Source organism: Methylophaga sp. OBS1, from assembly GCF_026319365.1.
Genome location: NZ_JAPDMS010000006.1, coordinates 1 through 24,937, shown reverse-complemented (window position 1 = coordinate 24,937; position 24,937 = coordinate 1). Strand labels below are relative to the sequence as shown.

Genomic DNA, 24,937 nt, shown 5'->3' with positions numbered 1-24,937 from the left:
AACTCGCTAGGCTCAAAAATTTGTCTGGAAAAAATTTGGACGCCGGAGGCGCCCGAAGGCTGAGTGACATGGATGTCACGAATCAGACACTAGCCAATTCTTATCCAGATTAACCTGCGCTACTCGTCAGCACAAAAGGGGAATGAAAAGCGGGCTCTGGAAACAACGTTATGGATGAGCTGCACCCTCTCCCTTGACGGGAGAGGGCTGGGGTGAGGGTGTCCCGCCCTTATGCGAAGCCGAGCATCGCAAAGCAGTTTGGATGAAACACGACGAGTGTCTGAGCGTAGCGAGTTTTCGTCGTGTTCCAAACTGATTGAGAAGCGCAGGGAACCCGCAGGGCGAGCATTGGGCTGCCCTTTTGTTTGGTTCGTTTATTTTAGGCAAGTAAAATAAATGAACTCGGGCTTCAGCCCCAAAATCTGGGCCTGGATTGCTTCACCGCGTTCGCAATGACGACTTAAACCCCAAAATTCTTTGTGCCCTCTGTGCCTCTGTGATTTACACAGCGCATCAGGAATCAGACCGCTTCTTGGCGCGTGGATGCGCCGAATCATAAACCTTCGCCAGATGCTGAAAATCCACATGGGTATAGATCTGCGTGGTACTGATATCCGCATGCCCCAACAATTCCTGCACCGCTCGTAAATCCCCACTAGACTCCAGCATATGCGAAGCAAACGCATGCCTTAGGCGATGCGGATGCACATGGTCTGAAATCCCGTGTTTCTTACCCCAGAAACTCAGACGTTTCTGAATCGAACGCACACCAAGACGCCGACCCTGCTGGGTGATAAAGACGGCAGGCTGGTCAAAAAAGCCGGTCTGATCACGTTTTTCCAGCCAGTCCTGCAGCGCTTTAATCGCCTGTGAACCGACCGGGCAAACCCGGTCTTTCTGCCCTTTACCGGTGACATGCACCAGCTGATCGCCAAAATCGATATCACGCAGGTTGAGTTCAGCCAGTTCCGCCAGGCGTAGGCCGGAAGAATAAAACAATTCCATGATGGCGCGGTCACGCGTGGCAACAAAGGTATTGGGCTGAGTGTGATCGAGCAAAGCATTCATCTGATCGACATCGAGAGTCGAAGGCAGACGTTTCTCGGCTTTGGGCGCCTGCACGGCCTGGGCCGGATTATTGTCTGCCAGCCCCTGCCTGATCAGATACTGATAAAAAGAACGAATGGCTGAGAGCATGCGCTGAATGCTACGGCTGGAAAGCCCTTTGCGATGCAGAAAAGCCGAGAACTGACGTAGATCTCTTGTTTTGAGTGCAGACCAGCTCTCAAGCTCATCACGCTGACAGTATTCAGTGAGTTGTTGCAGATCACAGCGGTAATTTTTGACCGTATGGGCAGAGAGACGACGTTGCAGCGCCAGATAGTCGAGGAAGTCGTCTACCGTGCTGGTCAGCTTGTCAGCCATCGTTATGGGTGTGATAACGAAGCACACGCATAAACACTTCGCCCAAAAAGCTCAGATAATCGGTCGCCATATCGGCATGGAATCGGTTGGGATCTTCACTGCCAATCGCAAGCAAGCCAGCGCAGGGTTCATGACCTAACGGCAGACAAGCGACGGACTGAACACGGTCAGCTTTGTTATTGAACAGCAGCGCTTTCTGTGCTTTGGTCAAACGGCCACAGATGGGCTTTTGCTTGTTAAATAGATTATCGAAGCTACGCAGTTTGGTATCGTCAGCGTGCAGTTGGCCAACATTAGTGTTGGTCTCGGGCAATGGGAATGGTTTATCGCCATAAAACAATCTGACCGCGACATCATCAGCAGAAAACTCCTGCTGCAGCTCTTCCATCAGCGTATTCATCAGACTACTGAGATCGACAGCATCCAGGAGGCTCAGGCACAGCGCATGTACCCGCTGCTGGAGTTCAGCATTACTGTGTGCATTCTCAATCAGCGCCCGCAACTGCTCGTTGAGCTGTTTGTTTTTTTCTTTGAGCCTTTGCTGTTGCTTCTGTGCAAGAGAAACCGTGCCTTCCGGCGATTGATGCAGTTCCAGTATTTCAAGCAACTCCGGGTGTTCCAGAAAGGTATCTGGATGTGATTGCAGATAGGCTTCCAGTTCAGCCAGGGTTATTTGTTTTCCAGCGTTGCCCACGCTATTTCTCCATCAAATACATGTTCTGCCGGCCCGGTCATCCACACAGCGCTGTTTTCGTCGGGCCAGCTTATTTGCAGTTCGCCACCAGGCAACGACACGGTCACTTGATTGGACAGCAAACCTCGACGGATACCACTGACCACCGCCGCGCAGGCACCGGTACCACAGGCCGAGGTTTCCCCCGAACCACGCTCATACACCCGCAAGCGAATGTGATTAGCATCCTGCAACTGCATAAAGCCGACATTGACCCGCTCCGGAAACTGTTCGTGCGACTCCATCAGCGGCCCGATTTCCTGCACCGGTGCCGTGTCGACATTATCCACCAGCATCACCGCATGCGGATTGCCCATCGACACCACGCCCACTTCTTTTTTGCCGTGTTCGGGCACAGACACCATATAAGTTGTCGCCTGTTCTTCAGCAAAAAACGGAATACGCCGTGGTTCAAACTGGGGTTTACCCATATCCACGGTCACAGAGCCATCCACTTGAATGGTGGGATAAATCAGGCCGGAAGCGGTGACAACAGCAATCGTGTCTTTGTCGCTAAGCCCTTTTTCGCGAACAAAACGGGCAAAACAGCGTGCACCATTGCCGCATTGAGAGACTTCACCCCCATCCGCGTTAAAAATGCGGTATCTGAAGTCCGCATCATCAGAGTCTGAAGCTTCCACCAGCAAAACCTGATCGCAGCCCACACCAAAATGCCGATCAGCCAGAAAACGGATCTGGCTATCGCTCAGAGTCACTTGCTGATCGATGGCATTGATGACAATGAAATCATTGCCCAGGCCATGCATCTTGCTGAATTCGAGGCTGCTCATGACGGTAATACGTGCTCTCCGGCGAACAAATTCTGAACCATCTCACGTTCCCGTACCACATGGATATTTTTACCATCCACCATAATCTCGGCGGCGCGAGGACGTGAGTTGTAATTGGAACTCATAGTGAAACCATAGGCACCGGCAGAACGGATCGCCAACAGGTCGCCCTGCTCGATGGCCAGTTCCCGATCTTTACCCAGGAAGTCGCCGGTTTCACAGATAGGTCCCACAATATCATAGACCGCGGGTTTGGCCTGGGTTTCCAGTTGAACCGGCACAATTTGCTGCCATGACTGATATAAAGCGGGACGCAATAAATCATTCATTGCGGCATCGACAATCGCAAACTGCTTGGCTTCAGTGGGTTTAATAAACTCGACCTTAGTCAACAGGATGCCGGCATTACCGGCAATGGCACGGCCAGGTTCCAGTAGAATTTCCAACTCACGTTCTGCCAGCAGTGGTTTCAGCGCTGCCGCATATTCAGCCGGGCTTGGCGGGGTTTCATCGCGATAATGAATACCCAGGCCGCCCCCGATATCCAGATGTTTTATTTGAATCCCGTCTTCAGCCAACTCATCAATCAGTGCCAGCACGCGTTTCAACGCATCCACAAAAGGCGACACCGAGGTCAGCTGGGAACCGATATGGCAATCGACACCGACCACAGACAGGTTGGCCATGTCTTTAGCCGACTGGTAGACGGCCCTGGCCTGTTCGATATCAATACCAAATTTGTTTTCTTTGAGACCGGTTGAGATATAAGGATGCGTTTGCGCATCCACATCGGGATTAACCCGGATCGAAACCGGCGCCTGTCTGTTCAGGCGCGCTGCTACCTCATTGATTCGGCTGAGCTCAGGAATCGACTCCACATTGAAACAGCGGATATTCTGTGTCAGCGCATATTCGATTTCAGCTTCGGTTTTACCGACACCGGAAAACACGGTTTTTGCAGCTTCGCCACCAGCGGCAATGACTCTCGCCAGTTCACCGGCCGAGACGATATCAAAGCCAGAGCCCTGTTTCGCCAGTACATTTAACACGGCCAGGTTTGAGTTCGCCTTGACGGCATAACAGACCAGGTGTGGCAGTTCAGCGAATGCATCATCAAAAGCCTGCCAATGCTGCTCCAGTGTTTTGCGCGAGTAAATGTAAGTCGGCGTGCCGTGTTGCTGCGCAATGTCAATGACTGCGACCTGCTCGGCAAACAGGCTGCCAGCTTGATACTGAAAATAATCCATCGTTGGTTTTAACCTGCCATGACCGATTGCAAATTACCTTCCGGCAGGTACAAGTCGCCTTTCTGTCCACAGGCACTGACAGCCAGCATCAAACAGAGCATTAACGCCAGCAGGCTATGGCGTTGAAAAGTTCGCATAATTCATTCCCCAAAAATTTACGGCAGTATATACAGGAAAGACCGGCACGTCTTGATACAGAAACTAGAATTTCTTGTTTAACTTACATACTATTAGCCTTTAATAGCAGTGCTTATGTTAAGGAATCGCAAATAGTCATGGCAAATATGGCAACCCCGATGCGACTGAGCGGTCTGGCAAGACGTCTGGTCAACGAAGGTCTGTTGAATGAAGAACAGGCGCTTTCTGCACAGTCCGCCGCCAAAGAAGCCAAACAGCCTTTTGTTACCTACCTTGTTAATCACAAAATTCTGGGCAGCGCTGATATTGCCGCGATCGCCTCGCAGGAATTCGGTGTGCCGCTGTTTGATATCGAATCGATGAATCTCGATATGTCAGCAACCGAATTAATACAGGAAAAGCTGATTCGGCAACATAATGCTTTGCCACTGTTTAAACGAGGCAAAAGACTCTATGTAGCCGTATCCGACCCCACCAACCTTCAAGCCCTGGACGAATTTCAATTTAACACGGCGCTGAACACCTATCCGGTGCTGGTGGATGAACAGAAGTTATCCGCGATCATGGAAAAGGCGCTGGATAAGGCCGATCAGAAGCTGGACCAGTTTGAGGATGCTGATCTCGATGATATCGATTTGGGGCCGGATGAAGATCGCACTGAGGACCTGACCGAGGCTAATATTGACGATACGCCGGTAGTGCGCTTCATCAACGGTATTCTGACCACGGCGATCAAATCAGGGGCATCCGATATCCACTTCGAGCCCTACGAGAAGAAATACCGGGTGCGCATGCGGATTGACGGTATTCTTCATGAAATGAAAGGTGCGCCGGTGGCGCTGGGTGGCCGCATTGCCGCGCGTCTCAAGGTACTGTCCCGGTTAAATATCGCTGAACGCCGTGTTCCCCAGGACGGCCGTATGCGCCTGAAACTGTCCAAAACCAAAGCCATCGATTTCCGTGTCAACACCTGCCCGACGCTGTTCGGTGAGAAAATCGTATTGCGGATTCTGGACCCGACCAGTGCGCAGTTAGGTATTGACGCACTGGGTTACGAAGAAGACCAGAAACAAATCTTCCTTGAGACCATGCATAAGCCCTACGGCATGATTCTGGTTACGGGGCCGACAGGCAGCGGTAAGACTGTATCGCTTTATACCGCGCTCAACATTCTCAATACCGGCGACAGAAATATATCAACCGCCGAAGATCCCGCTGAAATCAGCCTGCCCGGTGTGAATCAGGTTAACGTGCATCCGGCTATCGGACTTGGCTTTACCGAGTGTCTTCGTGCTTTCCTGCGTCAGGATCCGGATATCATCATGGTGGGTGAGATTCGTGATCTTGAGACTGCTGAGATTGCGATCAAAGCGGCTCAAACCGGTCACATGGTCTTTTCCACGCTGCACACCAATGACGCACCACAGACGCTGACACGGCTTGCCAATATGGGGGTACCGGCATTCAATATCGCCTCGGCAGTGTCACTGATCATCGCTCAGCGTCTGGCCAGAAGATTATGCAGCAAGTGCAAGGCGGCTGAAGATTTACCTAACGATGTGTTACTGGAGGAAGGCTTTACCCAACAACAGATTGATGCGGGCGTTACCGTCTATAAAGCTGTTGGTTGTGATAGCTGTACTGAAGGTTACAAAGGACGTGTTGGTATCTATCAGGTAATGCCCGTATCCGATGCAATGGGGCGCATCATCATGGAAGGCGGTAACTCAATGCAGCTGGCCGATCAGGCAGAAGAAGAAGGCATTGATGATCTGCGCAAATCAGGTCTGAAGAAAGTCGCTGCGGGGCTGACCAGCCTGGAAGAAATCAACCGTGTGATCAAGGAGTAGCGGGTGGCACAAGCGCAAGCAGGCAAGGCGAAGAAGGTCAAGGTCCCTGATATCTACATCTGGCAGGGTACCAACAAACAGGGTCGGAGAGTGAAGGGCCAGGTCACGGGTGAAAACGTCAACCAGGTCAGGGCCGAACTGCGTCGACAAGGTATCGCGCCACTCAAAGTCAAGAAAAAACCCAAAGACCTGTTTGCCCCGCGCAAACCGAAAATCAAACCCGGTGATATCGCTATTTTCAGTCGTCAACTAGCGACCATGATGTCTTCCGGTGTCCCCCTGATGCAGTCTCTGCAAATCATTGGCGAAGGCCACGAAAACGCCAGCATGCAGGAGATGGTACTCAAAATAAAAGCGGATGTTGAGTCCGGTACCAGTCTCTCTGACTCACTGGCCAAATTTCCACTGCATTTTGATGACCTCTACGTGAATCTGGTCAATGCCGGTGAGCAATCCGGTACCCTCGAATCCCTGCTACATGAAATTGCCACTTATCAGGAAAAAACCGAGGCACTGAAAGCCAAAATAAAAAAAGCGCTGGTATATCCAACCGCCATCATTGTGGTGGCCTTTATTGTCACCGCGATTCTGATGATCTTCGTGATTCCACAGTTCCAATCGCTGTTCCAGGGGTTCGGTGCTGATCTGCCGGGACTCACCAAACTGGTTATCCGCATTTCAGAAGTCTTTCAGGAAAAATGGTGGTTAATCTTCGGTGTCATCATCGGGATTGTCATGGGCTTTATGGCAGCCAGAAAGCGCTCTCGTAAAGTACAGCACTTCCTGGACAGGCTGTTGTTGAAACTGCCGGTTATAGGCGCAGTCATGACCAAAGCTGCTATTGCCCGTTTTTCCCGGACTTTCTCTACTATGTTCAAGGCCGGTGTGCCCATGGTGGAAGCCATGACCTCGGTCGCCGGAGCGACCGGTAATATCGTCTATGGTGAAGCAACACTGGTTATGCGGGATGATGTTGCCACCGGCACTCAGTTGAACAAAGCCATGACCGACACCGAGCTGTTTCCCAATATGGTGATTCAAATGACCGCGATTGGTGAAGAGTCAGGTTCTCTTGACTCCATGCTTGCCAAAGTGGCTGACTTCTTTGAACGCGAAGTGGATGATGCAGTCGATAATATGACGGCGCTGATGGAGCCCATCATCATGGTGTTCCTCGGGGGGATTGTCGGTACGCTGGTCATTGCTATGTACCTGCCTATCTTCAAGCTCGGCGCAGCCATTTGATGCAGGTCATTCCGTTTCTTAACGCATCACCATTGGCGTGGATGATGGTTTGCCTGGTGCTGGGTCTGCTGGTTGGCAGTTTTCTGAATGTGGTGATTTACCGCTTGCCGGTCATGATGCAACGCGAGTGGGAAAACGAGTGTGCCGCGTTTTCCGGACAGACTGCGGACGAGCAACCGGTTTTTAACCTGTCGACGCCCCGCTCCCGCTGCCCACACTGCCAGCATGCTATTACCGCCCTTGAGAATATCCCGGTCTTCAGCTATCTGTTTCTTAGGGGGCGTTGCCGGGGCTGTGGCGCCGGTATTTCGATACGTTACCCCATCATTGAAGCGCTGACGGGTTTAATGTCAGCGGTCGTGGCCTGGCATTTTGGCTTCAACTGGAGCTGTTTTGGTGCCCTGCTACTGAGCTGGTCACTGATTACATTGACGTTTATTGATATCGATCAGCAGCTGCTACCCGATAAAATCACGCTCCCCCTGCTCTGGCTGGGCCTTGTTTTCAATCTGTTTGCCACATTTACCGATATCACCAGCAGCGTGATTGGTGCCATTGCCGGCTATCTGGTGTTGTGGAGTATTTATCACCTGTTTCGTCTGATTACCGGTAAAGAGGGGATGGGCTATGGTGACTTTAAATTGCTGGCGGCCCTGGGCGCCTGGATGGGCTGGCAGTACTTGCCAATGATTGTGCTGTTATCCTCCCTGGTCGGCGCGGTGATTGGTATCAGCCTGGTGCTGTTCAAGCATCATCAACGTGATATCCCCATCCCGTTTGGCCCCTACCTGGCAGCAGCCGGCTGGATTGCCCTTATCTGGGGGGACAGCCTGAATCGTTTCTACCTGGGCAGTGTCGGACTGGGCTGATGAGCTTTAAAGTAGGACTGACCGGTGGGGTTGCCAGTGGCAAGTCGACGGTCTCTGACTTGTTTCAACGCCTTGGCGTCACCGTCATTGATGCGGATCTTATTGCCAGAAGCCTGCTTGACACCGGTACAAGCTGTTACCAACAGGTCATTGCACACTTTGGTGCTGAGGTACTGCAGCACAATGGAGAAATTAATCGTGCCTGGCTGCGCTCCCGAATCTTCAGCGACAGCCAGGCCAAACAGGCTTTGGAAAACATCATCCACCCGGAGGTCAGACGACAGATGCTGTCGGCGGCCGATAACTGCAAGACGCCTTACTGTCTTCTCTCTGTCCCGCTGCTGATCGAAGCGCAGATGCTGGACCTCGTGGATCGAATTCTGGTCGTTGATGTTGACGAAAAGACTCAGCTCTCCCGCCTGCTGACACGTGATGGTATCAATATTAACGAAGCCCATACTATGTTGGAAAATCAGTGCCAGCGTGCCGATCGACTGAGTGTCGCGGATGACATCATTGATAACAGCCAGTCAGTCAGTTCGCTGATGCCCCAGGTCGAACAGTTACATCAGCGCTATCTGGAATTGGCGCAAAACATTAACTGAGTTGCTTGGCCGGGCCCAGTCATGGACAATAAGGCCATTATTCCCTGTCTTAATATTTGGAAACCGTGTCAGACACTATTATTTTCGAGCAGCCACTGAACGAGCGCATCCGCACTTTCCTGCGGCTGGAATTTCTGTTCAAACGTGTCGACAATGCCCTGACCGGCCAATCCGAAATGCATCATCGTGATGCCCTGGATGCCATGCTCAATATGTTGAGCGTGTTCGAGCGCAGTGATCTCAAACAGGAATTGATGAAAGAGATTGAACGGCTTACCGCTAACCTCTCCGCGCTGGAAAACACACCCGGCGTTGATCGAGAGGCGCTCGACGCGTTACTGGCTGATCTGGATCAAAATCTGGATGCACTGCATATACAGAAAAGCGGAATCGGTCAGACCCTGCGTGAAAATGAATTTCTTTACGGCATACGGCAACGTTCCAGTATTCCCGGCGGGACCTGCGAGTTTGATTTACCTGCCTATCATTTCTGGCTGCAACATACCGACCCGGTCGAGCGTAGCGAACAATGTCAGTCCTGGCTGAATGAGTTCAACTCGGTGCGAAATGCCGTGAACATGAGCCTGCGACTCATTCGTGGCAGTGTCGGCTTCCGTGACGAGACCGCTGAGGACGGCTTTTTTCAACGTAGTCTTGATAGCAACCAACCTTTTCAGTTGATTCGGGTGCAAATCCCCAACAGTGTCAGCTATTTTCCGGAAGTCAGCGGCGGCAAGCATCGTTTTACTGTCCGCTTTATGGAATTTGATATCAACCAGCGTCCACAGCAGGCGCATGAGCCCGTCGCTTTCAGGCTCAGTTGCTGTGCAATGTAATCATGGTCACAACAGTCAATTGCCCGCAATGCGGAAAAAGCGTCCCCTGGCAGGACGATCAGAAATGGAAACCTTTTTGCAGTGAACGCTGCAAGCTGATTGACCTTGGCGAATGGGCCTCTGAAGGCCATCGTATTGCCGGTGATCCGGTTATCGACCCGGATCAGGACCCGGATGCCTATCACTAGTTTTCGGCTTGTTTCAGGGCTTCGATAATCGCCAGATTGGCCGCCGGAAAGTCTTCCGCCTGTAGCTCTTCAATGGCTTGCCAGCGCAAGGCCTGTCCTTCTCTGCCGCTAGGTTCACCACTGAATCGTGACACCAGCCATACATCGAGACTGACCTGCTTGTCCCCATAATCGTAGTCAATCCGGACAAAAGGCGTTGCCTGTTCCACCATAACGCCGAGTTCTTCCTGAACTTCACGTTTCAAGGCTTCCAGCATGGTTTCTTCCGGCTCACGCTTGCCGCCGGGGAATTCCCAAAGACCGCCCTGATGTTGGTGAGGCTGACGCCAGCTGGTCAAGACTTTTTGTTCTTCACTGAGCATCACTGCCACAGCGACTTCAATTTGCTTCATGCGGCAGGCTCTTTCAATACAAAGATCGCACCGCAATAGGGGCAGCGGACTTCTCCGCTATCTTCAATCGGTAAATAGACCCGGGGATGTGCATTCCAGGCCGGCATATCAGGCATAGGGCAGGAGAGCGGCAAATCCTTGTGGGTGACTTCATAACGCTGCTCAGTACACGCGGGTCGTTGTTCAGCCATGCCGCCTCCAGCCGGTTAGATAGGTAATGCCAACATTCTGTCCAGTGCCAGTTTAGCTTCTCTGGCAATCTGGCTGTCAACCGAGACCTGGTTAACCACATGCCCCTCCACCAGGTTTTCCAACACCCAAAGCAAGTGCTGCGGGTCGGTACGGAACATGGTCGAACACATGCAGACCGTGGGCGACATAAAGTGCACCGATTTACCCTCCGGCTGGAAACGCTCGTTCAATCGATTGACCAGATTCAGTTCAGTACCCACCAGCCAACGGGTACCCGGTTCACTGTTAGCGATGGTATTGACGATATATTCGGTTGAGCCGACGTAATCCGATTTCTGGCAGACTTCAAAGCTGCACTCGGGGTGCGAGATCACCTGAGTTTCCGGATATTTTTCCAGGAAGTTATCAATCTGTACCGGCTGGAACATCTGATGTACCGAGCAGAAGCCTTTCCACAGAATCATCTTAGCATTGCGTAATGCTTCCGGAGTCAGGCCACCCATGGGCTTATCGAAATCCCAGACTACCATTTCCTCCAGCGGAATCCCCATCTTGTAACCGGTATTACGGCCCAGATGCTGATCAGGGAAAAACAGAATTTTCTCGCGCTGGTTAAAGGCCCAGTCGAGCACATGGGGGGCGTTTGTAGAAGTACAGACGATGCCACCATGCTTACCGCAAAAAGATTTTAGATCGGCGGCAGAGTTGATATAGGTAATCGGGGTCACCAGCTCATCGGGGTCGAAGACTTGTTTCATCTCTTCCCAGGCACGGTCAACATTGACCCGGTTGGCCATATCGGCCATTGAGCAGCCAGCCGCCATATCCGGCAGGATCGCCACCTGATCCGGCCGTGACAGAATATCTGCCACTTCAGCCATAAAATGCACACCACAGAAAACGATGTATTTGGCATCGGAATCTGCTGCATTACGGGACAATTTCAACGAATCGCCGGAAAAGTCCGCATGCTTGAACACTTCATTTCGTTGGTAGTGATGACCCAGGATAATCAGGTCATCACCCAGTTTCTTTTTGGCCTCGATGATCCGGTCTTCGCAGGTTTCATCATCCAGCGAAAAATACTCATCAAACGGGATTTCTCTTTCGGCCACAATCATCTTTGTCTCCCTGTTACTGGGTGTCTGCGTTAGGCAATTTTCGCAGGCGAATGTTCAGCTCGCGAAGCTGCTCGTCGGCAATTTCACTGGGTGCATCTGTCAGCAGGCAACTCGCAGACTGAGTTTTGGGGAAGGCCATCACATCACGAATCGACGCAGAACCGGTCATCAGCATCACCAGTCGATCCAGACCGAAGGCCAGACCGCCGTGAGGCGGACAGCCGTATTTCAGCGCTTCCAGCAGGAAGCCGAATTTATCTTTGGCTTCTTCCTCACCAATCCCCAGCAGTTCAAAGACTTTTTTCTGCACCTCAGTCTGATGGATACGAATCGAGCCACCACCCAGTTCGGTACCATTCAGGACCATATCATAGGCACGCGACAGGCAGTGCTCCGGGTCTTTATCCAGCAGTTCGATGTCCGATTCTCTCGGCGCAGTGAACGGGTGATGCAGCGCATACCAGCGGTTGGTTTTGTCATCCCATTCAAACATTGGAAAAGCGACGACCCACAGTGGGCGCCAGCCTTTTTCGACCATGTCCAGATCATGACCCAGTTTGACGCGCAATGCGCCCAGCGCTTCGTTGACGATGGTCGCTTTGTCCGCCCCAAAGAACACCAGATCACCGGTTTGTGCCCCTACCCGCTGCATGATGGCATCGACCACTTCATCCGGCAGGAATTTCAGGATCGGTGACTGCAGCCCCTCACGGCCGGCTTCCAGATCGTTAACCTTGATATAAGCGAGACCTTTCGCACCGTAAATACCAACAAACTTGGTGTAGTCATCGATTTCTTTACGGGTCAGTTCATTGCCACCCGGCACTTTCAATGCAGCGACACGACCTCGCTCATCATTGGCGGGACCGGAAAAGACCTTGAAGTCGACCGACTTCATCAGATCGCTGACTTCCACCAGTTCCAATGGAATACGCAGATCCGGTTTGTCGCTACCAAAACGCGCCATCGCTTCTGCATAGGTCATGCGTGGGAACGGGTTGGGTAAAGCTTCTTCAAGGACATTAGCAAACAGGCTGCGAATCAATTCTTCCATCAGTGACATGAATGCTTCTTCGTCGACAAATGAAGTCTCGATATCCAACTGGGTAAATTCCGGCTGACGATCAGCACGCAGGTCTTCATCACGGAAACAGCGAACGACCTGATAGTAGCGATCCATGCCCGACATCATCAGCAGTTGTTTGAACAGTTGCGGGGACTGCGGCAGCGCGAAAAACTCGCCTGGATGGGTGCGGCTCGGGACCAGGTAGTCACGGGCGCCTTCCGGCGTTGCCTTTGTCAGGATTGGGGTTTCGATATCCAGGAAGCCATGATCATCCAGGAAGTTACGCAGGTGCCGTGTGATCTGGGCCCGCATCCGCAAACGCTGTTGCATTTCCGGGCGACGCAGGTCGATGTAACGGTGACGCAGGCGAATGTCTTCATTGACGTCGAGCAGTTCATTGAGTGGGAACGGCGGTGTTTCAGCGGTATTCAGAATCTCCACATGCTTGGCAATGATTTCAATCTTGCCACTTCTCAGATCGGGATTGTCACTGCCGGCAGGCCGCAGATTGACCCGGCCTTCGATTTTCAATACGTATTCACTGCGAACACGCTCAGCGACCGCAAAGCTGTCCTCATCTTCAGGATTACAGACAACCTGGACCAGACCTTCACGATCTCTCAGATCGATAAAGATAACGCCCCCGTGGTCACGACGGCGATGCATCCATCCAACGATGGTGACTGATTGCCCCTCCAGTGTTTCGTTAACTTCGCCGCAATAATGGCTACGCATAAACATTCCCAATCTTATATCTTGTTTGTGAACCTGTTCCGCAGCTAACGCGGAACCCTTATTGTTGTCTGGCGGCCTGCTCTTTAAGCATTGCCTCTTTCTGCCAGTCAGGTACTACTGTACCCATCGAGATAATCATTTTCAGACCCTGTTCAACCGGCATATCCAGATAGATCACCTCATGCTCGGGTATCATCAGCACAAAGCCGGAGGTCGGGTTAGGTGTCGTGGGAACAAAGACCCCGATCACATCTGATTCAGTTTTTTGCTGTACTTCACCCAGTTGGTCCGTGGTCATAAACCCCAGACTCCAGATACCACGGCGGGGATACTCCACCAGCAATACCCGTCGGAACGATTTGGCATCCGTCGCCAGTACCGCTTCCATAATCTGTTTTACGCCGGCATATAAGGTTCTTACCAGCGGAATCCGGGACAGCAATGACTCCCAGGCACTCACCAGGCGTCGGCCAAGCAGGTTGGCAACGATCATACCGGTTGCCAGCACCAGAATCACTGCCAGCACAACGCCTAGACCAGGTATGTGAAAGCCCAGCAGATTGTCCGGTTGATAGGCTTCCGGCAATAACAACAGGGTATTATCCAGGAAGCCGACGATAGCACGAATGACCAGAAATGTGATGCCCAGCGGCATCCATACCAGTAATCCGGCGATCAGATATTTACGCATTGAATAGCGCTATTTGTTCGCTAGTGGCAGCCGCAACCCGTTCCACAGGCAGCGGCTTCAGGCTTTTTTGCGCTGTCTGCCGAGCTGCCACTTTCTGCCAGATTTCGTTTGCTACCGGTTTTAAAGTCGGTTTCATACCAACCCTGCCCTTTCAACCTGAAACCAGCGGCTGAGACCAGCTTGCGTAACTCCGGTGCTTCGCACGCAGGACAGTGAACCAAAGGCTCATCGCTGATTTTCTGCAGCGCCTCAAACTCATGGTTACAGGCGTCACAACGATATTCGTAAAGCGGCATGCTATTTTCCTCATACTAGCTATCAAGTCACTGCCAAAATATGGCCTTGGCGCTGCTTTTCAAGTACTCAACCGGTTAATTATAACCAAAAATTTCCGGTGCCGCCGAAAGCCTTTACCAGCGACCTGGTGATTCCGCTACACTGCGGATTCTGAAAACACAGCAAGACTGGCATGCGATTCGTAGCCTGCTCCCCTACATCTGGCAATTCAAAGGCCATGTATTGTTTGCGCTTGGCCTGTTGCTGCTGGCCAAACTGGCCAACGTCGGCGTCCCCCTGGCATTGAAACAGGCGGTTGATGCCCTTGCTCCGCAGCAGCAGGATGTCATCTGCCTGCCGGTGATGATGCTGGTTGCATACGGGGTGTTGCGACTGGCGAACAGTCTTTTCAGTGACCTGCGGGATGCACTATTTGCCGAAGTAATTTTCCGGTCGATACGCCGCATAGCGTACCTCGATTTTCAGCCATCTTCACCGCCTCTCGCTGCGATTTCACTTACAGTGGCAAACTGGGGGAATTTCCCGGGACATTGAACGTGGCAGTCGAGACATCAGCTTTCTGCACAATTTCATGAGCTTCAATATCGTGCCAACGCTGGTTATTGCTCACCGTTTGTCCACTATATTATTGATACCGATAGCATCCCGGTCATGGAGCAGGGGCCAATTTGTGAATGTGGCAGTTGATCTCAACTTCTTCAACAAGGCGGACTTTACGCTTCGATGTGAGCACTACAGCAAGATGAAACCCGCTTTGGCATGACGGCTAAATAAGTCATATGCCACACCCTCACAGGGATTCTTTTTGGACTTTTTTGTCAGGCTCAGGTTAGTATGTCGCGCGGTCTCGGACTGAACTAAGTCATACACAACAACGATATACAGATTTAGTTTTGTTCAGTTTCGGTTCAGTTTGGCTATGACAAACTGGCACCGCACTGAGGCAAATAACCTATAAAACGAGAGGATTAATAATGAAATATGGCAAATCACTTATTGTTGCCGCGCTGAGCGCAGCGACTCTGATGTCAACTGCAGTTACGGCTGAAGATCATGTTGTTACTGCTTCTGTCACAGCATTCAAACCCATGGTTGTTATCGCTCAACCGGGTGATACTGTCTCCTGGACCAACATGAACGGTCACATCGCCAACACTAAGTTCGTGACTGCTGACGGTGAAGTTGAGTTTATTCCTGAGGGTGCTTCTGGCTGGACTTCTGCGATGGGTGAAAACTTCACCACCGAGCCACTGACTGTTGAGGGTGTTTACCTCTACAAATGTGACCCGCACTGGGGTGCAGGCATGGGTGGTGCCATCGTTGTCGGTGAACCTACCAACCTGGAAGCTATTAAAGCGACCGACCCGAAAGGCGCTCTGGGCCGTCTGGTCAGAAAAACTGATAAAGCACTGAAATAATACTGTCGCTACAATCGGTTTAATCGAAAGCCCGCCTGATTTCAGGCGGGCTTTTTTGATCCTATTCCCCCCACGTTATGCTAAAATTAAAGGGTTTATAAACTCGGTTATCAATTATTCACCTTGTGAAACTTTATTTAATTTAATTAAAATCACAGGGTCATCAAATTTAAGAATGCTGGGGGAAATCCTTCAATGAGTCAGTCAATCGATACCGGCAAACGGCGCTTCCTCACGGCTGCTGCCAGTGTTGTCGGTGGTGCCGGTGCAGCTGCCGTCGCCGTTCCTTTCGTATCATCCATGTTACCCAGTGCCAAAGCTGAAGCTGCTGGCGCACCTGTTGAAGTTGATATCAGCAAGCTGGAATCAGGTCAGCTTCTCACTGTTGAGTGGCGGGGCAAACCGGTATGGATTTTCCGCCGTAGCCCTGAAGCCCTGACCAACCTGGAAACACTCGATGATGCGCTCCGTGACCCCAACAGTCAGGTCGTTTCGCAGCAGCCAGAATACTGCCAGAATGACACTCGCTCGATTCGCGATGAACTGATGGTACTGGTCGGTATCTGTACTCACTTGGGTTGTTCACCGACTTACCGGCCCGATTTGGCTCCCGCTGACCTCGGTGCCGACTGGAAAGGTGGCTTTTTCTGCCCATGTCATGGTTCGCGTTTTGACCTGGCTGGCCGGGTTTATCAGGGTGTTCCGGCCCCCATCAACCTGCAAGTCCCCCCCTACCACTTCCAGGGTGACAACCTGGTCGTCGTCGGTGAAGATGCACAAGGAGCTGCCTGATGTCTAGCTTTATGAATTGGCTGGATGCCCGCTTCCCGGCATCCAAAATGTGGAAAGAACATCTTTCTGAATATTACGCTCCGAAGAACTTCAACTTCTGGTATTTCTTTGGTTCACTCGCCCTCCTGGTCCTGGTGCTGCAAATTGTCACCGGTATTTTCCTGACCATGAACTACAAGCCGGATGCGGAGCTGGCATTCGCCTCGGTCGAGTACATCATGCGTGATGTGCAATGGGGCTGGCTGATTCGCTACATGCACTCCACCGGTGCCTCGGCTTTCTTTGTCGTCGTCTACCTGCACATGTTCCGTGGCCTGATCTACGGTTCCTACAAACAGCCCCGTGAACTGGTCTGGATCTTCGGCATGCTGATTTATCTGACTTTGATGGCGGAAGCCTTTATGGGTTACCTGCTGCCATGGGGTCAGATGTCTTACTGGGGTGCCCAGGTCATCATTTCCCTGTTCGGTGCCATTCCCGTCGTTGGCGAACAATTGGCCCTGTGGATTCGTGGTGACTTTGTCGTGGCTGATGCGACGCTCAACCGTTTCTTTGCTTTCCATGTGATTGCTTTGCCGCTGGTATTGCTGGGTCTGGTTGTGGCCCATATCATCGCGTTGCACGAAGTCGGCTCAAATAACCCCGACGGTGTTGATATCAAGAAAAACAAGGATGCCAATGGCAAGCCTGTTGACGGGATTCCCTTCCACCCCTATTACACTGTTAAAGACATTGTCGGTGTGGTGGTTTTCCTGTTCATCTTCGCCCTGGTACTGTTCTACGCACCGGAAGGTGGTGGCTGGTTCCTGGAAAAAGACAACTTTGTCCCGGCTGACCCACTGAAAACACCCGAGCATATTGTGCCGCTTTGGTACTTCACACCTTTCTACGCCATATTGCGGGCAGTGCCTGACAAACTCATGGGTGTGTTAGCCATGGGTGGCGCTATTGTCTTTCTATTCCTGTTGCCCTGGCTGGACCGCAGCCCGGTCAGGTCCATCCGCTATCGTGGCCCTTATTTCAAGATTGCGTTGGTGCTGTTCATCATCAGCTTCCTGGCACTCGGTTATCTGGGTACGCAGCCTGCCACGACCATTTACACCATGGCGGCGCGTGTTTTCTCTGTGATTTATTTTGCGTTCTTTATCTTCATGCCGATCTACACCAAGCTCGACAAGGATAAACCGGTGCCAGAAAGGGTGACATTCCAATGAGATCATTAGTAACTGCATGTTTTTTTATGTTGTTCTCGGTTCAGGTGATGGCCGCCTCCGGCGATGTCCAACTTGACCACGTTGAGATCGATATCACTGATCAGGCTTCGTTGCAGCGAGGCGCTCAGACTTTTGTCAATTACTGTCTGAGCTGCCACGCCGCATCGTTCATGCGCTACAACCGTATGGCCAAGGATCTGGGCCTGACTGATGATCAGGTAAAAGACAACCTGATGTTTGCCTCGGATAAAATTGGCGACACGATGACAATCGCCATGCGTGCCGAAGATGCTGAGAAATGGTTTGGTGTGACACCACCGGACCTGTCTGTGATTGCCCGTGCCCGGGGAACTGACTGGCTCTATACTTACCTGCGAACATTTTATCTGGACGACTCCCGCCCGATGGGTACTAACAACGTCGCCTTTAAGGATGTTGGTATGCCGCATGTGCTGTGGGAACAGCAGGGCTACCTTGCCAAGAATGAAAACGGGGAACTGGTTCAGGAAGTCAAAGGTGATCTCAGCCAGCACCAATATAACGAAATGATCCACGATCTGGTCAATTTCCTGGCCTATATCAGCGAACCTTCCAAACTGGAGAGAATGGCACTGGCGAAATGGGTACTGCTGTATCTGATTATCTTCTTCCTGGTGGCGTATCCGCTGAAAAAAGCGTTCTGGAAAAATGTTCATTGATGCGTCAGGACGACACAGCGGCGAATTATTCCCGGGAGTCTGCCGATGAATAATCGCCGCTCGATGATGACTGTCTACTCTGACCCGGCTTGCCCATTCAGCCATCAGATGCGAATCGTCATTCAGGAAAAAGAAATTGAAGCTGAGATTACAGATCTGACACCCGGCGAGTGGCCGGAAGAGGTAGCAGCAGCCAACCCGTATGGTATCGGACCTACCTTATTTGATCGGGATCTGGTGTTATTCGACAGCCGGGTGATTGTTGATTATTTTGATGAGCGTTTTCCACACCCGCCGCTGATGCCAGTTGACCCTGTTGCCCGAGCCAAAGCACGGTTGATGCTCCATCGCATTGACAAGGACTGGTATTCACTGTGGGATGCACTCGCCGGACGTGAGCGCGGTAAGGGTGCCAAGGCGCGGAAAATCATTCAGGAAGATCTGACCGTACTATCACCGCTTTTTGAAAGCTCAAGCTTTTTCATGAGTAACGAGTTTTCATTGCTGGATTGCACACTAGCGCCCCTGTTATGGCGATTGCCGGCGCTTAATATCAAACTGCCCGACAGTGCGAAAGCAGTGGAAAATTACGCCAACCGGATATTCGAACGTGACAGCTTTCAGGCAAGTCTGAGTGATATAGAAAGAGCAATGCGTTAATTCACATGACCTCACAAAAACCCTATCTCATTCGAGCCATTCATGAATGGCTACTGGACAATCAATCCACGCCCTATGTGTTGGTCAATACCCGGCATGAAGGTGTCCAGGTGCCTCAGGACTTTGTTAAAGATGGCCGCATAGTGCTGAATATTGCACCGGATGCGATTCGTGAGTTGCTGATCGATAACGAATGGATCAGCTTCTCTGCCAGGTTTGCCGGTAAAGCCATGGATGTATTCATCCCAATTACAGCTGTCCAGGCTATATACGGCAAGGAAAACAATGAAGGCATGTTCTTCCCTGAAGAAGAAACACCTCCGCCCACCAGTCCGCCGCCTCAGGATCAGGGCCCCGGCACTAAAGGCGGTCGTCCCAGTCTCAAAGTGGTTAAATAAAAGCTAAAGCTGATATTTTTCCATTCGATAGCGCATCGCCATCCGTGTCAAACCCAGTTCCCGGGCAGCACGTGATACATTACCGTTGGTGCGCTCCAGCGCCTTCTCAAGCAGTAACTTTTCAACCTGCTCCAGCGTCATACTGCTAAGTTGGGATAATTCATGACTCTGTCCCGCCGCCGGGTATTGTTTCTGGCTTTGCAGCATCAACTGTTCAGGCGTAATTTGCCCTTGTTGGGAGAGCATTACCGCACGCTCCACCACATGCTGAAGCTCGCGAACGTTGCCCGGCCAGTGATACTCACGCAGCGCAGTTATAGCTGACTGTGAAAATGAGGGTGACAGCAAACCATATCGCCTTGACACCGCCTCGACGAAATATTCTGCCAGCGGCTCAATATCCTCCGCCCTCTCTCTCAGAGGCGGCAAGTCTATCCCCAGCACATTGAGTCGAAAGTAGAGATCGGAGCGAAAACGACCTTCAGCCACCATCTTCTTCAAATCACGATTGGTCGCCGCGACGACATGGGCTTTCACGGCATGTTCACGAGTGGAACCAAGCCGCCGCACCAGACGCCTTTCAAGCACATTAAGCAATTTGGCCTGCAATTCCAGCGGCAACTCACCCACTTCGTCAAGGAACAGTGTACCGTCCTCTGCTACCTCTATCAGGCCTGGTTTGGCCTGATGCGCATTGGTGAAAGCGCCACGCTCATAGCCGAATAACTCGGCCTCTATAAGCTCGGAAGGTAGCGCAGCACAATCGACATGGACATAAGGCCGATTTCGCCAGTTACCCAACTCATGATAGAGTCGCGCCAACACATCTTTACCCGTACCGGTCTCACCGTTAATTAGAATCACCGGGTGTTCATCACGGCTTTTATCTACCAGCGCTGTAATATGCTCAAGTTGTTGTCGCAAATTCAGCATGAGCTGACTGCGGCCAATCATTTTGACGGGTTCATTGCCATGCGTCTCACGCACCTGGGAATAATCAAGCTGGCGGCTAAGCTTCTGGGTTTGCAGGACCTTGGACAAGGTCAATACCAGTTCGTCCAGATCAAGTGGCTTTTTAAGGTAGTCAGTGGCACCGAGCTTCATCGCAGCCACGGCGTCTTCCAGATCACCATAAGCAGTCACCACGACGACAGGTAAATCCTTACTACTGTTATCGCTGCGGATATCGCGGAGTAAATCAAGTCCATTGCCATCAGGTAACCTGACATCAAGCAGTAAGATATCAACAGGCTCTGTTAAAAGTGCTTCACGACCTGCAGCGAGTGATTCCTGTCGGGTGACACGGTGTCCTTCCCGTTCCAGCCGTCTTAACACGGATTTGGCAAACAGCGTTTCATCCTCGATAAGCAAAACATTCAGCATGGTTTATTCCTGTAGCTCGTCGTGCTGTTTCGGCAGACGGATATATACCCGGGTAGGTTTGCCCGGCTCGCTATCGTAAATCAACTCGCCATCATGCTGCTTAATCACTTTGAGTGCAAATGGTATACCCAGTCCACATCCCATTCGCTTGGCTTCGCCATCGGTGACTTGTTCTGCAACCGGGTCAAAACGCATCCCGCTGCCCTGGTCATAGATACACAACTCAGCCTGAGTCTTACTTTCTCGATAAATAAATTGGATTTTGGCTCCGGCAGGAGAAGCCTCAATCGCATTTTGTGCCAGATTGAAAACGGTTTGCTCCATGAGATTGGTATCAATGGCAAGCAGACTCGCCCTGATGTCCCAGCCTGATTTTTCAATCTGCATATTTTTATCCGCCAACTGCAGCTGGATTAGCAGAATCACATTATCTACTACCTGCTGTAATGTTTCGTTGGTGAAATGGGGTTTATTCGGGTGTAAATAAGTCAACAGTGAGGTGACCCAACGTTCAAGCCGGTCTACAGCAATGATAATATCGCGCAGGACATCCTGAATCTCCGGCTCAGAATGCTCGTCCAGGGTGACCTGAGCTGCAGCTCTGATTCCTGATAATGGGTTACGAATATTGTGTGCGACCAGGGGCACAAGCTCACCCATCGCAGCTTGCTTGCGGGCGTCAACCAGTTTGTCACGATTGCTGGCGAGTTCATCAGCCATAGTGTTGATAGCCTCTGCCAGTTTGATCAGATCATCAACGCCACGACTGGCAATCTGATGGTTGAGATTACCTTTACTGATAAGACGGGCACCGTGCATAACCGCATCCAGTGGTCTGACCAGATTATTTCTGACAAAGCGTCTTGATACCAGCAATAATGTGGCTGCCAGCAGCACGGGCAAGGGTAGCAGCAGCATCAATTGTGACATCCAGCGCTGACGATTCTCTGCCAATGCGCTCTGTTTATCCTTTAATAGTCGGTCAAAACGGCTGAATGCAGATTCAATCCGGGCAAAAGTGTGTTGCTCAAGCTGGTAGTCAAGTAGATTCTTCTGTTCCTCACTAAGACTGCCTGAGCGCAATAGTTCCCGGGTCTGCTGCTGATAATCACTGTAAGCAGTTTCAATCTCGCTAATCACCGCTGTTTCATTGCCTTGTTCAGCCAGGATGCGTAGGTCGGCAAGGCCATTGTGGATGCGTCGAGAATAGAAATTATATTCATCAAGTGCATGCTGATCATCGAGAAACGCGGCGTCAAAGACTTCTTTCAGTTGGCGATAGAGTTCACCACGAATCGACTGGACATGACTATTCATTGCCGTTAAGCGTAATGATTCCTCTGCACTTTTTTGCCAGGCAAATCCCCAGACTACTGCGACCGTAGCCGTAATCAGAATGAGAAAAACAAAACTGAGCTCATGCAAAAGCAATGAGCCCTGAATACTGTGCAGTCTGGGTAAACGCTTCATACAAAAAAAACGGGCACTATGGCCCGTTCATGTCTATTACCGAAAGCTCGATACATCAAGCGCCTTCGTTGAAACCGGCAAAAGTAATCGACTCGTCCAGCAATGTCGGCTCACCTTCAGACCAACTCTCCCCATCAGGGACAACAGTGCGGATCTGGTAAATTTCGCCCGGAATCGCTTCAGACATTGTAAAGATGTAATATTTGCCTGCATAAAGCTTGTAGCGCTGGTTTTTAGGGTCGTCAACATAGGGTTGTACTATGTATTGCGTCCCTTTTACTGTTTCGCCGTTGTAATTGATATCGACTTCTTTTTTTTGCGCACCTTCGGCAAAAGCCCAGCGAATCTTACGCTGGAAATAACGCCACTCGCCACCGGTCAAACGTTTCATTTCATGGATGTCATATTCCAGGAATAAAACAAATACACCGTTGCCGCGCTGGTTCTCCATTGCCTCATAAGGACGATTGTACTTACCGGTGAAAAACTCAAATGCCAGGTCGCGCCGTCCGGTGTTACGGATATTGGAGACAGCCACTTTAATCGTATCCTCTCGGGAATCATCGACCACGCTGTCTTTTGTATACTCATAGGTCAAAACGCCCGGCTTCTGAATATTGTCGAGGTGGGCGGAATCGAACAGGACATTATTCACTTCAGAAAAACCCGGTGCCGCTGAAACGGCCGCTATCGCAGCCAGCATCCAGCCACTAAACAGGGTAATGACGATTTTTTTCACAATCTGTTACCTCTTTCTCTCGTCTATGATGATGTTATGCTTAGGTCACTTCCCAGTTTACACAAAGCCTTATGTTATACCGATACAAGAATCGTTTTTCTTCCCTAGCCCTGATTGTGACCATTTTGTTATCGATTGGTTGTCAGTCACAATCAGAAAACCGGACTTATGAGCGAGAAAGTCCCTACAGCTTCCAGGACACAATCCTGAACCTGGATATCGCTATTTCCGAGTATAACTACCGTATTATACATCGGAGTCACATCGGTCAGGCAGTCCGTGATCGCGGCGATGAAGACTTCCCGCTGTCAACAATAACCAGCTTCTGCAATATTACCTATGCCAAGGAAATGATGGAAATCAACCCACTGCTGATTAATGATATGCCCTGCAATATTGCCGTTAGAGAAACAGGCGAGGGTAGCGTGATTGTAGGTACTAGGTTGATGCAGGAGGCTGTGCCTGATCCTGCACAGAAGGCATTCGCAGAGAAGATTAATGCCAACCTGAAAAGCATAATCGGGGCTACGGTGGAGTAGCCCCGATTGTGGAAAATGACTTAATCGTCATCGTCCTCTTTACGTGGTTTTTTCTTAGGATAGGGATTTACATTTTCCAGTGAAGGAAAATGATATTCTGCAATGATTGCATTGATATCGTCACGACGCTTATCGATGAACTTGTTCAGCAACTCATTCCACTTCTTATCCTGGTAACGCGTGCCCATACTAAAGCTGAAAATCATCGCTTCACCCAGTTCATTCAGTGGTTGCACCGTCATTGGCACATCAGACACGCTGGCATAATAGCCGGCAATCGGCCCCCACAGGAATGCGACATCAATGTCACCGTTGGCCAGGGCATCCTCAACGATACGGCCAGCATTGACGCGTACATCACCTGGCATCATCTGGAAATACTCAATTTGATTTCCCAGGCCCAGATCAATCAGCTTCTTGGTGGCAACACCGCGGTCAAACAAACCAATGCGCAGTGGCTCACCTTCTTTACTGACTTTAGCGACGTCTTCCATTGTTTTCAGCTCATAATCTTCACCTGAGCGATAAACCATGGCCTCAATCGAACTCCAGTATGGTTTGGTCGGTTTGAGAAAGTCAGTATGCTCTGGAATACTCATTGCCAGGTCACACAGGAAACGACCGGTCTCTGGATCTGTTTTCTTAATCGTATTACGGGAGAAGCCAATACGCTGAGGGAACCAGTAGTACTCCACCGGAATGCCCAACTCCTCACCTAACAGCTCCGCGATCTTGTTATCAAAGCCCTGCCTTTCTTTATTGGAATAGGGCAGGTTAAATCCGTCAGCACAAACCCTGACAGCTTCCTGACCTGGTAGTGGTTTTAAGTCTTCTGCGTGGGCTGTTACCGAGCCCAGTAATAAACCGGATAATAGAATTGTCCAGCGCTGGAAATGCGTCATTCTCTCTTCCTTTATTAGCTTCTAAAAAACGTCAGACTGTTAACCTATCATATTTGTTTCACAAATACTGATGGGAAAAACTCCCGACTCAACTCCGAATTCCTAATCCCAATTATTATTTTTGCCACGTCTGGCAGCACTGAGTTGGTTTTCTGGATGATCCGCATAAAAAAAGACCCGACATCTTTCGATGCCGGGCCTTTTGTCAGACTTGTTCGATTAATGACTTAATCGAATTGGGTCTTGGTCTTACAGGCTGAATACGCTCAGCACACCACCCAGGTTAGTCCAGCTAGACAGTGA

General features: G+C 50.9%; 29 protein-coding genes. 14 read left to right on the top strand and 15 right to left on the bottom strand.

Going from position 1 to position 24,937, the window contains the following annotated elements; translation table 11 throughout:
• Window positions 1-513: 513 nt before the first annotated feature.
• From xerC to lptM, 5 genes are read right to left on the bottom strand one after another with little or no spacing between them, the layout of a single operon-like run.
• Window positions 514-1,425 carry a tyrosine recombinase XerC gene (xerC, locus tag OMQ46_RS14805; protein ID WP_266238165.1) on the bottom strand — a complete coding sequence of 304 codons (912 nt, stop codon included), beginning with the start codon at window positions 1,423-1,425 and terminating at the stop codon, window positions 514-516.
• Window positions 1,418-2,119 carry a DUF484 family protein gene (locus OMQ46_RS14800; RefSeq protein ID WP_266238163.1) on the bottom strand — a complete coding sequence of 234 codons (702 nt, stop codon included), beginning with the start codon at window positions 2,117-2,119 and terminating at the stop codon, window positions 1,418-1,420. Before OMQ46_RS14800 ends, xerC begins: the two co-directional genes overlap by 8 nt.
• A complete protein-coding gene (dapF, locus tag OMQ46_RS14795) occupies window positions 2,095-2,949 on the bottom strand; it encodes a diaminopimelate epimerase (RefSeq protein WP_266238161.1) in 855 nt (284 codons plus the stop codon). The genes OMQ46_RS14800 and dapF overlap by 25 nt, the downstream gene beginning before the upstream one ends.
• Window positions 2,946-4,196, bottom strand: a complete 1,251-nt coding sequence (gene lysA, locus OMQ46_RS14790; RefSeq protein WP_266238159.1) for a diaminopimelate decarboxylase — start codon at window positions 4,194-4,196, stop codon at window positions 2,946-2,948. Before lysA ends, dapF begins: the two co-directional genes overlap by 4 nt.
• An 8-nt stretch (window positions 4,197-4,204) precedes the next feature.
• Window positions 4,205-4,333, bottom strand: coding sequence for an LPS translocon maturation chaperone LptM (lptM, locus tag OMQ46_RS14785; RefSeq protein ID WP_266238157.1), 129 nt, complete (start codon window positions 4,331-4,333; stop codon window positions 4,205-4,207).
• A 138-nt stretch (window positions 4,334-4,471) separates the two neighbouring features.
• Here lptM and pilB point away from each other — a divergent pair, with 138 nt between their 5' ends.
• From pilB to yacG, 6 genes are all read left to right on the top strand, one after another.
• A complete protein-coding gene (gene pilB, locus OMQ46_RS14780) occupies window positions 4,472-6,184 on the top strand; it encodes a type IV-A pilus assembly ATPase PilB (protein WP_266238155.1) in 1,713 nt (570 codons plus the stop codon).
• Window positions 6,185-6,187: 3 nt separating this feature from the next.
• Window positions 6,188-7,429 (top strand): type II secretion system F family protein, encoded by a 1,242-nt coding sequence (locus OMQ46_RS14775; protein ID WP_266238153.1) that lies wholly within the window; start codon window positions 6,188-6,190, stop codon window positions 7,427-7,429.
• Complete coding sequence (locus OMQ46_RS14770) at window positions 7,429-8,298, top strand: A24 family peptidase (protein ID WP_323135166.1); 870 nt, start codon at window positions 7,429-7,431, stop codon at window positions 8,296-8,298. Before OMQ46_RS14775 ends, OMQ46_RS14770 begins: the two co-directional genes overlap by 1 nt.
• Window positions 8,298-8,903, top strand: a complete 606-nt coding sequence (coaE, locus tag OMQ46_RS14765) for a dephospho-CoA kinase (RefSeq protein ID WP_266238151.1) — start codon at window positions 8,298-8,300, stop codon at window positions 8,901-8,903. Before OMQ46_RS14770 ends, coaE begins: the two co-directional genes overlap by 1 nt.
• A 65-nt stretch (window positions 8,904-8,968) precedes the next feature.
• The gene (gene zapD, locus OMQ46_RS14760; RefSeq protein WP_266238150.1) at window positions 8,969-9,739 is read left to right on the top strand and encodes a cell division protein ZapD; all 771 of its coding nucleotides are present in this window, start codon (window positions 8,969-8,971) and stop codon (window positions 9,737-9,739) included.
• A gap of 2 nt (window positions 9,740-9,741) precedes the next feature.
• Window positions 9,742-9,927 (top strand): DNA gyrase inhibitor YacG, encoded by a 186-nt coding sequence (gene yacG / locus OMQ46_RS14755; protein ID WP_266238148.1) that lies wholly within the window; start codon window positions 9,742-9,744, stop codon window positions 9,925-9,927.
• On the opposite strand, the gene mutT is transcribed toward yacG, so the two are convergent.
• From mutT to OMQ46_RS14725, 6 genes are read right to left on the bottom strand one after another with little or no spacing between them, the layout of a single operon-like run.
• Entirely contained in the window at window positions 9,924-10,319 is a 396-nt protein-coding gene (gene mutT, locus OMQ46_RS14750) for an 8-oxo-dGTP diphosphatase MutT (protein ID WP_266238146.1), read from the bottom strand. The genes yacG and mutT overlap by 4 nt on opposite strands.
• On the bottom strand, window positions 10,316-10,510 hold the full coding sequence (locus tag OMQ46_RS14745) for a zinc-finger domain-containing protein (protein ID WP_266238144.1): 195 nt from the start codon (window positions 10,508-10,510) through the stop codon (window positions 10,316-10,318). The genes mutT and OMQ46_RS14745 overlap by 4 nt, the downstream gene beginning before the upstream one ends.
• A gap of 15 nt (window positions 10,511-10,525) precedes the next feature.
• On the bottom strand, window positions 10,526-11,632 hold the full coding sequence (nadA, locus tag OMQ46_RS14740) for a quinolinate synthase NadA (RefSeq protein ID WP_266238142.1): 1,107 nt from the start codon (window positions 11,630-11,632) through the stop codon (window positions 10,526-10,528).
• 13 nt (window positions 11,633-11,645) lie between these two features.
• Window positions 11,646-13,433: an aspartate--tRNA ligase gene (aspS, locus tag OMQ46_RS14735; protein WP_266238140.1), complete on the bottom strand. Its 1,788-nt coding sequence runs from the start codon at window positions 13,431-13,433 to the stop codon at window positions 11,646-11,648.
• A 58-nt stretch (window positions 13,434-13,491) separates the two neighbouring features.
• A complete protein-coding gene (locus OMQ46_RS14730) occupies window positions 13,492-14,124 on the bottom strand; it encodes a DUF502 domain-containing protein (RefSeq protein ID WP_266238138.1) in 633 nt (210 codons plus the stop codon).
• 20 nt (window positions 14,125-14,144) lie between these two features.
• Window positions 14,145-14,420 carry an FmdB family zinc ribbon protein gene (locus tag OMQ46_RS14725; protein ID WP_266238137.1) on the bottom strand — a complete coding sequence of 92 codons (276 nt, stop codon included), beginning with the start codon at window positions 14,418-14,420 and terminating at the stop codon, window positions 14,145-14,147.
• Window positions 14,421-14,643: 223 nt separating this feature from the next.
• On the opposite strand from OMQ46_RS14725, the gene OMQ46_RS14720 reads away from it, so the two are divergent.
• From OMQ46_RS14720 to OMQ46_RS14690, 7 genes are all read left to right on the top strand, one after another.
• On the top strand, window positions 14,644-14,955 hold the full coding sequence (locus tag OMQ46_RS14720; RefSeq protein WP_266238135.1) for a hypothetical protein: 312 nt from the start codon (window positions 14,644-14,646) through the stop codon (window positions 14,953-14,955).
• A gap of 491 nt (window positions 14,956-15,446) precedes the next feature.
• Window positions 15,447-15,839, top strand: a complete 393-nt coding sequence (locus OMQ46_RS14715; protein WP_266238133.1) for a plastocyanin/azurin family copper-binding protein — start codon at window positions 15,447-15,449, stop codon at window positions 15,837-15,839.
• A 195-nt stretch (window positions 15,840-16,034) separates the two neighbouring features.
• Window positions 16,035-16,631: a ubiquinol-cytochrome c reductase iron-sulfur subunit gene (gene petA / locus OMQ46_RS14710; protein WP_266238131.1), complete on the top strand. Its 597-nt coding sequence runs from the start codon at window positions 16,035-16,037 to the stop codon at window positions 16,629-16,631.
• The gene (locus OMQ46_RS14705) at window positions 16,628-17,845 is read left to right on the top strand and encodes a cytochrome b (RefSeq protein WP_266238414.1); all 1,218 of its coding nucleotides are present in this window, start codon (window positions 16,628-16,630) and stop codon (window positions 17,843-17,845) included. Before petA ends, OMQ46_RS14705 begins: the two co-directional genes overlap by 4 nt.
• On the top strand, window positions 17,842-18,543 hold the full coding sequence (locus tag OMQ46_RS14700; RefSeq protein ID WP_266238130.1) for a cytochrome c1: 702 nt from the start codon (window positions 17,842-17,844) through the stop codon (window positions 18,541-18,543). The genes OMQ46_RS14705 and OMQ46_RS14700 overlap by 4 nt, the downstream gene beginning before the upstream one ends.
• A 45-nt stretch (window positions 18,544-18,588) precedes the next feature.
• A complete protein-coding gene (locus OMQ46_RS14695) occupies window positions 18,589-19,203 on the top strand; it encodes a glutathione S-transferase N-terminal domain-containing protein (RefSeq protein ID WP_266238128.1) in 615 nt (204 codons plus the stop codon).
• A 5-nt stretch (window positions 19,204-19,208) separates the two neighbouring features.
• A complete protein-coding gene (locus OMQ46_RS14690) occupies window positions 19,209-19,601 on the top strand; it encodes a ClpXP protease specificity-enhancing factor (protein ID WP_266238126.1) in 393 nt (130 codons plus the stop codon).
• A gap of 3 nt (window positions 19,602-19,604) precedes the next feature.
• Here OMQ46_RS14690 and OMQ46_RS14685 read toward each other — a convergent pair whose 3' ends face one another.
• From OMQ46_RS14685 to OMQ46_RS14675, 3 genes are read right to left on the bottom strand one after another with little or no spacing between them, the layout of a single operon-like run.
• The gene (locus OMQ46_RS14685; RefSeq protein WP_266238124.1) at window positions 19,605-20,984 is read right to left on the bottom strand and encodes a sigma-54-dependent transcriptional regulator; all 1,380 of its coding nucleotides are present in this window, start codon (window positions 20,982-20,984) and stop codon (window positions 19,605-19,607) included.
• Between the two features lie 3 nt (window positions 20,985-20,987).
• Window positions 20,988-22,454: a sensor histidine kinase gene (locus OMQ46_RS14680; protein ID WP_266238122.1), complete on the bottom strand. Its 1,467-nt coding sequence runs from the start codon at window positions 22,452-22,454 to the stop codon at window positions 20,988-20,990.
• 55 nt (window positions 22,455-22,509) lie between these two features.
• Window positions 22,510-23,193, bottom strand: coding sequence for a hypothetical protein (locus OMQ46_RS14675; protein ID WP_266238120.1), 684 nt, complete (start codon window positions 23,191-23,193; stop codon window positions 22,510-22,512).
• Window positions 23,194-23,264: 71 nt separating this feature from the next.
• Here OMQ46_RS14675 and OMQ46_RS14670 point away from each other — a divergent pair, with 71 nt between their 5' ends.
• Complete coding sequence (locus OMQ46_RS14670) at window positions 23,265-23,732, top strand: DUF302 domain-containing protein (RefSeq protein ID WP_266238119.1); 468 nt, start codon at window positions 23,265-23,267, stop codon at window positions 23,730-23,732.
• Between the two features lie 20 nt (window positions 23,733-23,752).
• Here the strand turns inward: OMQ46_RS14670 and OMQ46_RS14665 are convergent, their stop codons facing one another.
• Window positions 23,753-24,634 carry a quinoprotein dehydrogenase-associated putative ABC transporter substrate-binding protein gene (locus OMQ46_RS14665; protein ID WP_266238118.1) on the bottom strand — a complete coding sequence of 294 codons (882 nt, stop codon included), beginning with the start codon at window positions 24,632-24,634 and terminating at the stop codon, window positions 23,753-23,755.
• Between the last annotated feature and the right edge of the window lie 303 nt (window positions 24,635-24,937).